Genomic DNA, 12,724 nt, shown 5'->3' with positions numbered 1-12,724 from the left:
ATTAAAAGAAAAAACTTGGCGATAGAAGGACGGCGCGGGCCGTTTCTTCTCATGGCAGAAGAAAAGAGGAGCTCATAGCCGCGGAGATGGCTAAAGGGCATCCTCTTCTTTTTTTTGTCACGGCAAGCCATTTTCTCCGCTTGACTTCAGAGGTTTGTCGGAGTAAACTAGTTATCAACAGGTTTGTTGCAACAAACCTTTGCGGGAGGTGAATGGGATGGAGCAGTTCAAGCTGTTTGATGCGGAGTATAAATTTATGAATTTGATCTGGGAGCATGAGCCGTTAAATTCAACAGAGCTGTCTAGGCTTTGCCAGCAGGAACTAGGCTGGAAAAAGTCAACGACGTATAATATGATCCGCAAGCTGACCGAGCGGGGCATTTTGCAGAATGAGCAGGCTGTGGTAACATCGCTTATTAACCGGGAGCAGGTGCAGAAATACGAAAGCGAAGTGCTGCTGGAAAAAGCATTTGACGGTTCATTGCCTTCGTTCCTTGCAGCTTTTTTGAAAGATAAGAAGCTTTCCAAGGCAGAAGCGGATGAAATTAAGAAGATGATTGAAGGTGCGGTAAAATGACGGACCTGTTTATTACGGTGTTAAACATGAGCATCATGGCCAGCTATGTTGCCGTATTCGTTTTTTTTGCACGCTGGGTATTAAAAAAATTAAAGCTGCCGGCTTATTTCGCCTATTTGCTTTGGGCGATTGTTTTTATCCGCTTCATCACACCTCAGTCTTTTGAAAGCCAGGTCAGTATGGTGCCTGTCAAGGCAAGTATAATCCCGCACCAGATTACCGCAGCAACAACCCCCGGCATTGACTCGGGCATCGTTTCCATTGATCAGGCGGTGAATGGAGCAATCGCGGCATCGGTACCGGCAGCACGGCCTGAAAGTTCAATTAACGCTATTGAAGTGATTTTATATTTGGCAGGAAGTCTGTGGCTGGCAGGGATTGCGATCTTGGCGGGGTATGCCGTTGTATCGTATATAAGACTATATTTGAAGCTGTTAACAGCAACAAAGGTAGAGGGAAATATTTTTGAGTCTGACCGGATTAGCGCTCCGTTCGTTATGGGAGTCATAAAGCCGCGGATTTATTTGCCGCTTGGATTATCTGCCGAGCAATTCTATTACATTGTGAAGCATGAACAAACGCATATCCGCCGCTTGGATTACTTAATAAAACCGGCTGCATTTTTTGTAACAGCATTGCATTGGTTTAATCCAATTGCATGGCTGTCTTACCGCATGATGATTAAAGATATGGAAATGTCCTGCGATGAAAGTGTAATGAAGCAAGCGGAGGGCGACGCGCGCGCAGCCTATTCCTATACTTTGCTGTCTCTGGCAACGAAGCAGGGCGGCTTTCCAGGTCCATTATCTTTTGGCGAGAGCGATGTGAAAGCGAGGGTACGAAATATTATGAGCTACAAGAAACCTGTTTTTTGGATCGGCTGTATAATGGCGGCGATTCTGATTATATTTGCCGCAGGCATGCTGTCCAATCCGCTGGAAGCGAAGGAGCCGGAAGGGCAAGATGAGCAGCTGTGGAAGCAGCGCACGGAATATGTCGGCAATGGCGGAAAGGTAAGCAATATTAGCGGGAGCCTCAGCTATCCGGAGCCGTTCAAATATGATCACATTGAGCTACAAACGAAAAATCAGCCGTACCGGTTGACTGTTTTCATTGCGATGAATGAAACGGCTGGCGGCAAGCAGCCGGCGTCTGCCGAGCAGCTTGCGCAAGCCGCTCCGGATTTCAACAAAAACGCTCTATTGCTGTTCGGGTTAATCGGCAATGTGGATGAGATTGTATTTCAATTGAAGGATGAGCCGAAGATAAGCAGTGCGCTTTATACCAGGGAATGGGCGCAAGCAAGAGTAAAGACCCCGTTGTTTGAGAGCACAGACAAGAAAGAGGGCTTCCTGACTTTAGAAAAGACAGCGGATGAATTGGCAGCAGCCGATCAGGTTACGCAGACTGTAGAAGGCTTTGGGCAAAACTTGAAAAATGTCAGAATCGCAGTAGTGCCAAAAGAAACAACCGAAGAGCTGATCGATCAATATTACACTCCTTACGTAACGAAGGAATTAATTGCAAAATGGAAGCAGCAAATCGAGCTGACGCCAGGCAGAGAACTGTCCAGCCCGTGGCCGGAGAGGGCCGAAGTACAATCGGTGGCATTAGCTGCTGACGGAACTTATGAGGTGCAGGGTAAAGTGATTTGGATGGCCGCCGGTGAAAACGTTGGAGAAGATGCTGTGACGATTAAGCTGAAGCTTGAGGACGGCAAATGGAAAATTAGTGCTTATGAAGTGAAGCAAGGCGGCTGATGTCTTGTCGGGTGGAACGTGGGTCCGCATACCTCAAGCCCATAATATCAAGGATGACGAATGATGAAATGACTCTAATAGGCGAGCGCCGCGAATCCCCTTTTGGGCCGCGGCGCTTTTTTGTTTGTGTATTAGGAGAGACCTCAACAGTTCATACCAAATAAGTAGATCAGGATTCACCTATTTGTGCACTGCATCCAGACTTCGAGGACTTTTTGCCCAGAAAGAGCATGAGGTTTGGCGGTAGCAAGACGGTCTATTGCCATTATACAATAGGGAATGAGTCTATATAAGAACCGGAGTACCTTCAGAGATAACAATTTTGAGAGGAGCACATTATGGATATTACCCAGGATTTCATAGATGAACAATTCCGGGCTTTCGTTCTGGAACACTACTGCGGCAACCGCGATTTGATTCAGACGGCCGATGTGGAAGGAATTGTTGCTTTGCATCTCTCGCATAATAAATTTACAAGTTTAAAAGGGCTGGAGCATTTTGCCTCATTGGAGCAACTGGATTGTGCTTACAATCAATTGAAAGAGCTGGACATTAGCCGCAATACGCGTCTGCTTGCTCTGAAATGTGCAGGAAATCAATTGATATCCTTGGATACAAGCCACAATCCATTTTTACAGCGGCTGAACTGCAATACGAATGAGATTCATGCATTGGATTTGACGGCCAATACAGCGCTAACAATGTTAGACTGCGGGTCAAACCGTATTCGAACGCTGGATGTAAGCAGAAATGAACGGCTTGCAGAACTGGTATGCAACTGGAATATCATTTCTACACTGGATTTGGAACATAACTCTCATTTGCGCAAGCTAAGCTGCTGCTACAATGCGCTGTTTGTATTGGAGCTGAACAATCATCCGGAGCTGGAATATCTCGATTGTGGCCACAATTATTTGATTGGCCTGCAGATTGCAAACTGCGGGAGCTTGCTCGAGCTTCGCTGCAACAACAACCATCTTACCCAGCTGGATATGAGCGGCAATCAGGCTTTGCAAAGTTTGAGATGCTTCAACAATCATATTGGCAGTCTTCATTTGAACCATCCGCACCTGGTTGAGATTTACTGCTCGGAAAATAAAATCGCCGCATTGGAAACGAGTCATCTTCTAAAGCTGGAGCGTTTGGATTACGCCAACAATCTCATTCGAGAGCCGGATCATACTGTAAGAGACGTCGGAACATTTCAATACGATGTTTCGCTGTCGGATTACAAAGCTGCATTGCTTTTTAAGGGCACAGAGCTTTCTGTTACTGTCGGTGTAGCGACAAAAGCAGCAATGAAGCGATTGTCTTCGCTCATCAAGAAGACGTGGGAACGTCTGGATGCACTGCAGGGGCAGGCGCTTCAGTTCATTGCCGAACAGCATCCCGAGGAGGATGTGACAGAGCTCGAATGCAGCGAGTTAATGTTTGAGGAGAACGGGACGGTTCGCATCGGCTACGATGCGGGAGATACGCCGGCAGGACGACTGTATATCTTCGTCGTGTTTAACCGCAATCTTGTGATGGATCAAACACTGGTGTATGAGACGTATTGATCAAGATTGGTTGCCCTTGCAGGCCTCGAGATGGGAGAGGAGGAACTGGTTTTGATCGAAATGCGCGAAAAGGAAAATTTGAAATACTCAAACGCAATTCCCAAATGGGCGATTGTTGTTAATACCGTCATATTGTGGTTGTTTTGTTTGGTTGGATTTGTAGCCTTTGGCCTCGGGGTATTATTGATCTTTGGGCAACAATGGTTTGGCGTGATCGTTTGCTTTGCAGTGAGCGCGTTTATCGCTTGGGCGGTCCGGTTCATATATAGATCCAACAAGATGTATACAGAAATTATTCTGAAGTGTGAGTTGCAAGAGGGCGGTTATTATACCTATTTCAAGAACATAAAAACGGGGGAAGAATGGGAGCAATTAGTTACTTTTGAGCAAATGCAGGAAGTATTGATTGCTAGGACAACCCGCTATCAATCCAGAGGTTCTAACAGGATGGGGTATCACGTAGTCGGGGCCAAACTTATTATGAAATGGACAAACGAGCAAGGCCGCCCCGAATATTCTTTGTTCGGCATAGAAGATCGTGAAAATTTGGAAGAATGGATTCAACGATTCAAACAAAATGGTATTCCCGTCTATAGTTCCGGTGCAAATGTTAGTATAGTGCAGGCGGAAGATTACCAGACCGGATACGAAGAATTGCCCAAAATGCCCTATGATAGCGACACAAGTTCGCCTAGGATTGGCAGTCATCGTTCGAATAGCTTAAAGTTATGGCTTAGTTCAGAGATGAAGGAAAAAAAACGGAGCAAAGAGTTAATGCATGACAAGAAGGTGTTCAATCTTGTTTTGCTGGCGACGTTGATGGGTAATTTGCTGATCGCCATTCGATGGATGCCGTCTTGGCCATTAAATGATGGCATGTTCGGAGATGAATCCCCATCTTATTGGCTGTGCGGCATAAACTCTATCCTTCTCTTGGTCGTAGGAGCTTACTGGCGTGAACAGGTAAAATGGTATCGTTCATTAAGAGATGCCGGGCTTCTCCTTTTCGCACAGCTGGCAGGCTGGGGATTTTTACGGTTGTTTCAAACCGCTCAAGATGAGATGCTGGATGCGATTATCGTTGATGGATTATTGGTTGCGTGTTTCAACGGGCTTCTCTTCATCATTTTCCGAATTTTACGGAGGTTTTGGTGACTAAAACGCTCAGCCAGTCAGGGGGGCCGTGAGGTATGCGGACCTTACGATCCGCTATTTGCTCGAAAAGCAGGCGATTGGGAGCGTTCGCGGACACAGAATCCGTTATTTGTTGATTTTTCCTGGTTTTTGTGGCAATTTGAGACCAATAACGGAACCAGTGTCCGCCGCCATGCCGTTTTGCCGCGTTTGTTCACAGATAACGGATCTACGGAGGTTGTCGATTTTCTCTGAATAACGATTTTTTGCCACAGAAAAGGGCAACTTTGAGTCAGGAGGACAGATGATCCGTTATTGCTCGGAAAACAACGATTCTATATGAAAAATCATATAGAAGTGACCTAGGGGCAGGGAACCCGATAAATCTGTATGAAAAATCATATAGAATTAATCATTCTGCGCAAATTCCGAGGATTATATATGAAAAATCATACAGATTTGACCTTAGAGCAGGCAAAATGCGGCCAATGGAACCGCGGTCCGCTCAGGCCCGCTTCGCCCGCATTTACAGATGTCCAGAATTAATCGACAGCCTCCTACGGTCCGCTCAGGTCCGCTGGGATATTATTGCACTTTTTCTAACTCGAATTTTTCTGTTACGATCACCAGATTTAATTTCCTTCCGTCTTTTGCAAAGACATATTTACCTCCCATCCGGTCTACTTCCTTCCAGCCTTTATCCTCAATTTCAGCCCGGTAGTATTCCGGCAAGCCTTCTTCTTCCTTTAGACTTGTTAAGGTGTAGCTTTCGGACGACTTGCCATTGTCAACCAGCTTTGCCTGACTGGGGACAGGGAAGTCTTTTTCGAGTCCAGATGAATGAAAGGAGCGGTTGGAGCAAGCGGCAATAAGAAGCGTGAGCAGCAGTAAGCAAAGGAGCAGCCAAGCCAGTTTGTTTCGCAATAAAATCCCCCTTTCATATTACCGTCCACGGCTGCAATGATTTATGAGTATAATTATTCCATTTTATACATTAAAAATCAACGTCATCAATTATTCACCATGTTCACGAAAAGGTCAAGGTTAACTTCTTTCTATAGCCCGATCGGGCGATGTGAGCCGCCTGGCGTCTAGCTATACTGGTCTTAGGAAAGGATGTGGGGATGATGGACAGACAGGCGGGGCGGCTGCTCATCGTCGATGATGAAGAGCGGATCCGCAAGCTGCTGCGGATGTACTTGGAGAAGGAAGGCTTTCGGATCGAGGAGGCAAGCGATGGGAAGACGGCGCTGCAGAAGGCGCTGTTGAGCAACTATGACTTGATTGTACTGGATCGAATGCTGCCCGGTATGAATGGCATTGAGATTTGCAGCCGCCTGCGCCGGGAGAAGCAGACACCTGTGCTGATGCTAACAGCCCAAGGAGATGAATTGGGCAAACTGGAGGGTTTTCGCGCAGGTGCAGACGATTATGTAGTGAAGCCGTTCAGTCCGCGGGAGGTCGTATGCCGGGTGAAGGCGATTGTCAACCGCAGCGGGCAGCAGCCGATATGGACAAATGCGCGGCGAAAAGAAAGTGATCTCATTTTACCGCACGTGACGATCAATACAGCAGCCCACCGGGTTGAAGTCAATGGGTATGAGGTGCGCCTGACCTTGAAGGAATACGATTTGCTGCATTTTCTCGGCACGAATGAAGGGATTGCTTTTACGCGAGAAGAGCTGCTGAAGGAAGTGTGGGACTACGACTATATTCATAGCGGCGATGTCCGTACGGTGGACACGCATGTGAAACGGATACGGGAAAAGCTGAACCGCATCTCGACTGAGGCGGGAAAGCTTATCCGGACGATTTGGGGAATCGGCTATTGTCTGCGAAGATGAAAGATTCACGAAGCGTTCATATTATTGTGCGTTTCTTAGCCCGTTCGAGTCATATGAGATGCTGTGAAAAAGGGTACAATGTAAAGAAAGTGTCTATGTGACGGAAAGGAGCGGACGATGAGAGCGGAAAGAAGATATGGATGGCTTCTGGGCTGCTGCGTGTTGATGATGATCGTTTTGGCCGGATGCGGCGGCGCCGGCGGACAAGGGCAGGACCCTGCGGCCGTAAAAATCGAGCTGCTTAGCGACCCCTCTCCTGTAAAGAGCGGACAAAATGCCAAGCTGATCGTGCAAATTACCGGGCTGTTGACTGAAGAAGGAGCACAGGTTCAATTTGACGTGCGGAAGCTGAATAATGAGGGGCTGCCGGATTTTTTGGATGCGACGGCAGAGGGCGATGGAAAATATTCTGCGGAGACATCCTTTAAGGATCCTGGCGAATATTCGATTTATGTTCATCTTTACCAAGAGGAGCTGCATATTACGAAGAAGAAGCAGCTGAAAGTAGAATGAGACCATTATTCAAGCAAGCTGCTCGCGCAATGGCTCCAAGTTTGTTCGTTGTCTGCCTTGCGCTGCAATTCGGCATATATCCGGCTAGTGCTGCCAATCAGACGGAGACGGCGAATCTACAGCATTTGATTGATGCAGCTGCCAGCGGGGAGAGACTCGTAATTCCGACCGGAAGCTACGAAGGCGCTATTATCATCGACAAGCCGCTGACGATTCAGGCTGAGCGGGGAGCAAGACTAATTAATCGGACGCCGGATGCGGCGGTAACTGTGCAAGCTGATGGTGTTCAGCTGCAGGGACTCGAAATCATTCAAGAGGTGAAAGGCGAAGCAGCGGCGGTACTTGTCTCCGCTGCGGATGTTCGTCTGACTGAGCTGTCGATCAAAACTCGTGCCTTTGGCATTTTGCTGCGCGATGCACAGCGCAATGAAATACGTGATTCGAAAGTCGTTTGGATGGATGAAGAAGGACGCTCTCCAGTCAAAATGTCAGGCAAGCGCAATGGGATCGATCTGTTCAAATCGCACGATAATGTCATTGCCGGCAATCAGGTAGCCGGGATGAACGATGCGATTTATGTGGAGAGCAGCGATCGCAATGAGGTGACGGGCAATCAGGTGGACAGCTCGCGCTATGGCGTACATTTGATGTATACAGAAGGGACGGCTGTCCGGGGCAATTTCGGCTCCTTCAATATTACCGGGGCAATGGTAATGGGCGTGAAGGGGGCGGAGGTGACCGGCAACACTTTTTTCAAGCAAAGTGAGAGCGTTAACTCGCAAGGGCTGCTCTTATTTGACGTGCAGCATTCACTTATTAAAGATAATAAGGTCGAAGGCAACCGCGTCGGATTATATGTCGAGCAGTCGCATAACAACACGTTTATCCATAATGCGGTGCTTCGCAATTTTATCGGCATTCAGCTGCTGGAATCGGAGAACAACCATTTTAAAAGCAATGATTTTATCGCGAATGTGATTGAGGCTGAGGCTGTAGACAGCACAGGAAACGAGCTGGAAGCGAACTTTTGGGATGCTTTTAAAGGTATTGATGTCGACGGAGATGGCAGGAGCGATACGACCTATGCGATCAATCCCTTTTTTCAGCAATTGACTTCGCGTACGCCGGCTTTTCAGCTGTTTTTTCAATCGCCGGGGATGCTGTTTTTGGAAAATATGTTTGCAGAAGGACGCGATAGTTGGGCGACTGACCGTGCGCCGCTTATGAAGCCCGCGCTATATAAGCCGGAGGGAGCAGACAGGCATGGACAAGCCGGTGTGCTATTCGCGAGCGCAGTCATGCTGCTCATCGCAGGTGCGACTATTATTTATTATGCGGGGGGAAGAAGACGATGAAAAAAGGTTTAATAACAGGGATGCTCCTCATCCTGGCCGTTGCTGTATTGGCTGCTTGCGGCAGCAACAAATATGAACCGGTCGCGATTAATGAAGATACGGATAAATGTGCGATCTGCAATATGCAGGTGAAGGATGACGCGTTTGCTACGCAGCTGACGACGAAAGAGGGCAAGACGTACAAGTTTGACGATATCGGCTGTATGAATGAATGGAAGTCGAAGAACGGCACGGATGAGATCGGAGCGCAATATGTACGGGATTATAATAATAAAGAGTGGATCAAGTATGAAGATGCTTACTATGCCTACGACTCGTCCTTCCGTTCACCAATGGCTTACGGCATCTATTCGTTCAAGGACGAGGCTTCTGCCAAAGCGTTTATTGATGCAGAGAAAACAGGCACGCTGCTGAAAGCGGCGGATCTGGCTAACCATAGCTGGTCGCAAAACATGGAGCAAATGGGCGGCGGACATGGACATGATCACGGGCAAGATGGCGATGCGGGAGAAGAGCATGGCATGGAGGAAGGACATGGCAGCGATCATGGCGGCGATCACCAGAATGACAAGGACGCTCATTCATAATGGATGTTTTCATTGTCGCTTCGCGTGAGTTGCGTATTGGATTCCGCAATCCATGGGCCTATTCATTTATGGCGCTCTTTACGATCTTCAGCCTCGCATTGCTGCTGATCAATGCCCAAAATGTTGTAGAAGGCTATTCCAGTGTGACGAGTACGATGTTGAATCTTGTCTTGTATTTAGTTCCGTTAATGACCCTGTTATTAGGGTCTTTCTCCCTTACTTCGGAGAAGGAGGAGGGGAGCTGGCAGCTGCTCTCCGCTTATCCGCTTGGTACGCTGCAGTTCATTTTAGGCAAATATGTAGGTCTGATAGCCGTTTTATGGACGATTATGGCGGTTGGATACGGCATTACGGGATTGATTGGAGCGATAGCGGGCAGCGGGTTTGAACTTCAGACCTTTGTGCTGTTTGCGGCGTTTTCCGGCGGGCTTGTTTTGCTGTTTCTGGCGGTAGCCCTAGGGATCGGAACCGTTGCGCGCAACCGCTGGCAAGCATTGACAATCAGTGTGGCGATCTGGTTTTTTGCCATTATAGGGTGGCCTGCTATTCTTGTGGCTATTCTTGGCTTCGTGCCTTATTTGTGGATCAAGCCGGCTTTGACCGGATTGACCTTTCTTAACCCGGCGGAGCTGGTGCGGCTGTTCGTCATTGTAAAGCTGGGGGGCGGATCGGCACTCGGTCCCGAGTATTATGAATGGGTGCAATGGATTCGGCGTCCAAGCGGGGGCTGGCTGTTTGCAGGCGTCTGTCTTGCATGGGTAGCCGCTGCCATAACAGCGGCACGTTTTGTTTGGGAAAGGGGGAGATCGCGTGGCTGATCCGATCCTGCAGCTGGAAGAGGTAGGCAAAACAATCAACAAGCAAGAGATCATCCGGAAAGTGTCGCTGGCCATCGGCGCCGGACGGGTACTTGCCCTATGCGGAGGCAACGGCGCGGGAAAAAGCACGATTCTTCGCATGATAACGGGCATTACCCAGCCGACTGCAGGCAAAATTTCTGTCAATGGCTTGCAGTGGAAGGACGACCGCAAGCGGTATGCCGCGCAAATCGGCTATATGCCGGATGATTATCAATTTAGTCACGGTCTGTCAGCCAAGGAGACGCTTGCTTTCTGGGCTGCGCTGCGCCGCGTGTCCAAAGCGCGGGTGCAAGAAGTGCTTGAGCTTGTCGGGCTGGCCGATGTTAGCGGCAAGGCTGTAAGCTCATATTCGAAGGGAATGCGCCAGCGGCTGCTGTTTGCCCAAGCTTTGCTGGCTGGGCCGCCGCTGCTTATTATGGATGAGCCGACGAACGGACTGGATCCCTATTGGATGGATTCCTTTGTGGAACTGGTAAGAGCGGTGAAGCGGGAGGGGCATGCCGTTATATTCTCTACACACCAGCTGCAAATAGCGGATGCCGTAGCAGATGATGTCATCTTCTTAAAGGCCGGGCAAATTGCCAGGGCAGGCTCGATCGAGTCTTACCGCGAGCTTGACGGCGCATTTGGTTTGCAGCGGACGTTTACAGAGTTGTTCGGCTACGAAGCGGATTAACCGGGAAGGGGGGAGTGCCGGATGAATGTTGCGATGCGGCGCTGGCTTGGCGGTATTTTATTGATAGTCCTGCTTGCCGCAGGCATTTATGTGTTCATGCAGCCCGGGAAGGACATTAAGGAACCTGTGCGGATCGGAGCCATCGCTCCTGATTTTAAGGCTACCGATTTGGCGGGGAATACCGTCAGCTTGTCCGATTATCGCGGTAAAGGCGTACTGCTCAATTTTTGGGGCTCTTGGTGCGCCCCCTGCGTTAAAGAGATGCCGAGAATCGAGCATGCCTACCGCAGCGCAATTCCAGGAGTAGAGGTGCTTGGCGTTAATGTAGGGCAGTCGCGGGGCACGGTGAAGGAATTCGCGGAGGAAAACGGGATTGAATTCCCGCTCTTGCTCGACCCGGGAGGGAAAGCAGCGGAAGCTTATTGGATAAAAGGCTTGCCCGCTACTTTTTTGATCGATGCCGAACAAAAAATTGTTGACATTGTTCCCGGTGAGATCGCCAGCGATGCCCAGGCGAAAGAGCTGCTGGAGCTTGTGCGGCCCGGCAAGAACTAGCGCTTGCTCTTGGCGGTCTTTTTAATCAGCTCGAATAGAACAGATAATGTATTAGCCGTTCGTTTTTTTTCCATATTCGCAATATATTTGCCGCGTTCGGTATACAAGCGGGCAACGCTGCCGCTCAACGCTGCCGGCGTCAGCGCCTCCTCTTCCAATACTTCGCCATACCCTGCAGCCGCGAAGGAGCGGGCGTTTAAAATTTGATCGCCTCTGCTTTGCGCTTTTGTTAAGGGGATTAACAGCATTGGCTTGCGCAGTGACAGAAACTCAAATATAGAATTAGAGCCTGCCCGCGAGATGACGATGTCGGTCATTGCCAAAATGTCGGGCAGTTCGTCGTTTACATATTCATATTGACGGTAGTATGGATTTTCAAGCGATGGATCCAGCTGCCCTTTACCGCAAAGGTGAACAACATGGAAGCTGGATGTCAATTCTTTCAATGCTGCGCGAACGGTCTCATTGATTTTTTTTGCGCCCAGACTGCCGCCCATAATAAGCAGGACAGGCTTTTTGCTTGTTTCCGGAAACTTGCAAAACGCTTTGCCGCGGGCGGCCTGGCCTTGAGCGAGCTCTTCCCGGACCACTGCTCCGATATAACGGGTTTTGGCTGAACGCAAATGCCGCTCCGTTTCGGGAAATGTAGTGCACACGATAGTAGAGAATGGGATGGCGAGCCTATTAGCGAGCCCTGGCGTAAGATCGGATTCATGGATCAGCACCGGAACTTTATTCATCCACGCTCCCAGTACGACGGGGACGGAGACGAAGCCTCCTTTGGAAAAGATGACATCCGGCTTTTGCTTGCGGATTAAACGGTAAGCCTGCCAAATGCCGCCGATTACTTTGAAAGGGTCTTTTATATTTTTTAAATCGATATAGCGTCTTAGCTTGCCTGTGGAGATGCCAAAGTAGGCAACGTCGGTTTGGGAATGAATCAGCTGCTTTTCAATCCCGTTATGGGAGCCAATATATTCGACTTCCCAGCCTTCTTGCTGGAAGCGGGGGATAAGGGCTAAGTTAACGGTCACATGTCCGGCTGAACCGCCGCCGGTAAAAATAATCTTTTTCATTCTTCAAGCTCCTAATCAATAAAGTCATTCTGTAATAAATAATTCGATTTCGGGCAGGGCAACCCCTGCAACTGGAGAACGCAGCTTTAATGTAATCGTATGAAGCTCATAAGAAATTGTGAGGCAAAGAGCGAATTTTTTCTAATGCTGGAAACGGCTTGTGATCCGTTCAGGAGTGTGCTATAATGAGTGTAATCGAAATGGAGACCTGAATTCACATATTGTAAA

The 12,724-nt window shown here is 48.7% G+C and carries 13 protein-coding genes; 11 read left to right on the top strand and 2 right to left on the bottom strand.

Going from position 1 to position 12,724, the window contains the following annotated elements; all coding sequences use genetic code 11:
- Positions 1-217: 217 nt before the first annotated feature.
- The 4 genes from ACFQ0N_RS08710 to ACFQ0N_RS08695 all read left to right on the top strand — a co-directional run bounded on the left by ACFQ0N_RS08710 (position 218) and on the right by ACFQ0N_RS08695 (position 5,051).
- Positions 218-577, top strand: coding sequence for a BlaI/MecI/CopY family transcriptional regulator (locus ACFQ0N_RS08710; RefSeq protein ID WP_379324915.1), 360 nt, complete (start codon positions 218-220; stop codon positions 575-577).
- A complete protein-coding gene (locus ACFQ0N_RS08705; protein ID WP_379324913.1) occupies positions 574-2,337 on the top strand; it encodes a M56 family metallopeptidase in 1,764 nt (587 codons plus the stop codon). The genes ACFQ0N_RS08710 and ACFQ0N_RS08705 overlap by 4 nt, the downstream gene beginning before the upstream one ends.
- 338 nt (positions 2,338-2,675) lie before the next feature.
- Positions 2,676-3,896, top strand: a complete 1,221-nt coding sequence (locus ACFQ0N_RS08700; RefSeq protein WP_379324911.1) for a leucine-rich repeat domain-containing protein — start codon at positions 2,676-2,678, stop codon at positions 3,894-3,896.
- Positions 3,897-3,947: 51 nt separating this feature from the next.
- The gene (locus ACFQ0N_RS08695; protein WP_379324909.1) at positions 3,948-5,051 is read left to right on the top strand and encodes a hypothetical protein; all 1,104 of its coding nucleotides are present in this window, start codon (positions 3,948-3,950) and stop codon (positions 5,049-5,051) included.
- A 564-nt stretch (positions 5,052-5,615) separates the two neighbouring features.
- Here ACFQ0N_RS08695 and ACFQ0N_RS08690 read toward each other — a convergent pair.
- Entirely contained in the window at positions 5,616-5,954 is a 339-nt protein-coding gene (locus ACFQ0N_RS08690) for a hypothetical protein (protein ID WP_379324907.1), read from the bottom strand.
- Positions 5,955-6,157: 203 nt separating this feature from the next.
- Here ACFQ0N_RS08690 and ACFQ0N_RS08685 point away from each other — a divergent pair, with 203 nt between their 5' ends.
- The 7 genes from ACFQ0N_RS08685 (at position 6,158) to ACFQ0N_RS08655 (ending at position 11,420) form a co-directional block, all read left to right on the top strand.
- Complete coding sequence (locus ACFQ0N_RS08685) at positions 6,158-6,874, top strand: response regulator transcription factor (protein ID WP_379325385.1); 717 nt, start codon at positions 6,158-6,160, stop codon at positions 6,872-6,874.
- 117 nt (positions 6,875-6,991) lie between these two features.
- Entirely contained in the window at positions 6,992-7,387 is a 396-nt protein-coding gene (locus tag ACFQ0N_RS08680; protein ID WP_379324905.1) for a FixH family protein, read from the top strand.
- Positions 7,384-8,742 (top strand): right-handed parallel beta-helix repeat-containing protein, encoded by a 1,359-nt coding sequence (locus ACFQ0N_RS08675; protein ID WP_379324903.1) that lies wholly within the window; start codon positions 7,384-7,386, stop codon positions 8,740-8,742. Before ACFQ0N_RS08680 ends, ACFQ0N_RS08675 begins: the two co-directional genes overlap by 4 nt.
- Positions 8,739-9,329: a nitrous oxide reductase accessory protein NosL gene (locus tag ACFQ0N_RS08670; protein WP_379324901.1), complete on the top strand. Its 591-nt coding sequence runs from the start codon at positions 8,739-8,741 to the stop codon at positions 9,327-9,329. The genes ACFQ0N_RS08675 and ACFQ0N_RS08670 overlap by 4 nt, the downstream gene beginning before the upstream one ends.
- Positions 9,329-10,147 carry an ABC transporter permease gene (locus ACFQ0N_RS08665; protein WP_379324899.1) on the top strand — a complete coding sequence of 273 codons (819 nt, stop codon included), beginning with the start codon at positions 9,329-9,331 and terminating at the stop codon, positions 10,145-10,147. Before ACFQ0N_RS08670 ends, ACFQ0N_RS08665 begins: the two co-directional genes overlap by 1 nt.
- A complete protein-coding gene (locus ACFQ0N_RS08660; protein ID WP_379324897.1) occupies positions 10,140-10,865 on the top strand; it encodes an ABC transporter ATP-binding protein in 726 nt (241 codons plus the stop codon). The genes ACFQ0N_RS08665 and ACFQ0N_RS08660 overlap by 8 nt, the downstream gene beginning before the upstream one ends.
- Before the next feature lie 21 nt (positions 10,866-10,886).
- On the top strand, positions 10,887-11,420 hold the full coding sequence (locus ACFQ0N_RS08655; RefSeq protein WP_379324895.1) for a redoxin domain-containing protein: 534 nt from the start codon (positions 10,887-10,889) through the stop codon (positions 11,418-11,420).
- Here the strand turns inward: ACFQ0N_RS08655 and ACFQ0N_RS08650 are convergent.
- Entirely contained in the window at positions 11,417-12,496 is a 1,080-nt protein-coding gene (locus ACFQ0N_RS08650) for an undecaprenyldiphospho-muramoylpentapeptide beta-N-acetylglucosaminyltransferase (protein WP_379324893.1), read from the bottom strand. The genes ACFQ0N_RS08655 and ACFQ0N_RS08650 overlap by 4 nt on opposite strands.
- Positions 12,497-12,724: the final 228 nt, after the last annotated feature.

The sequence above is a fragment of the Paenibacillus sp. GCM10027626 genome (genome assembly GCF_042676285.1).
Lineage (GTDB): Bacteria > Bacillota > Bacilli > Paenibacillales > Paenibacillaceae > Paenibacillus_Z.
This window is presented reverse-complemented; position numbering and strand designations above follow the sequence as displayed.

Coding starts and splice junctions, on each gene's coding strand:
- ACFQ0N_RS08650 (WP_379324893.1), bottom strand. CDS start 12,496: ATGAAAAAGATTATTTTTACCGGCGGCGGTTCAGCCGGACATGTGACC.
- ACFQ0N_RS08710 (WP_379324915.1), top strand. CDS start 218: ATGGAGCAGTTCAAGCTGTTTGATGCGGAGTATAAATTTATGAATTTG.
- ACFQ0N_RS08665 (WP_379324899.1), top strand. CDS start 9,329: ATGGATGTTTTCATTGTCGCTTCGCGTGAGTTGCGTATTGGATTCCGC.
- ACFQ0N_RS08655 (WP_379324895.1), top strand. CDS start 10,887: ATGAATGTTGCGATGCGGCGCTGGCTTGGCGGTATTTTATTGATAGTC.
- ACFQ0N_RS08680 (WP_379324905.1), top strand. CDS start 6,992: ATGAGAGCGGAAAGAAGATATGGATGGCTTCTGGGCTGCTGCGTGTTG.
- ACFQ0N_RS08700 (WP_379324911.1), top strand. CDS start 2,676: ATGGATATTACCCAGGATTTCATAGATGAACAATTCCGGGCTTTCGTT.
- ACFQ0N_RS08675 (WP_379324903.1), top strand. CDS start 7,384: ATGAGACCATTATTCAAGCAAGCTGCTCGCGCAATGGCTCCAAGTTTG.
- ACFQ0N_RS08670 (WP_379324901.1), top strand. CDS start 8,739: ATGAAAAAAGGTTTAATAACAGGGATGCTCCTCATCCTGGCCGTTGCT.
- ACFQ0N_RS08685 (WP_379325385.1), top strand. CDS start 6,158: ATGGACAGACAGGCGGGGCGGCTGCTCATCGTCGATGATGAAGAGCGG.
- ACFQ0N_RS08705 (WP_379324913.1), top strand. CDS start 574: ATGACGGACCTGTTTATTACGGTGTTAAACATGAGCATCATGGCCAGC.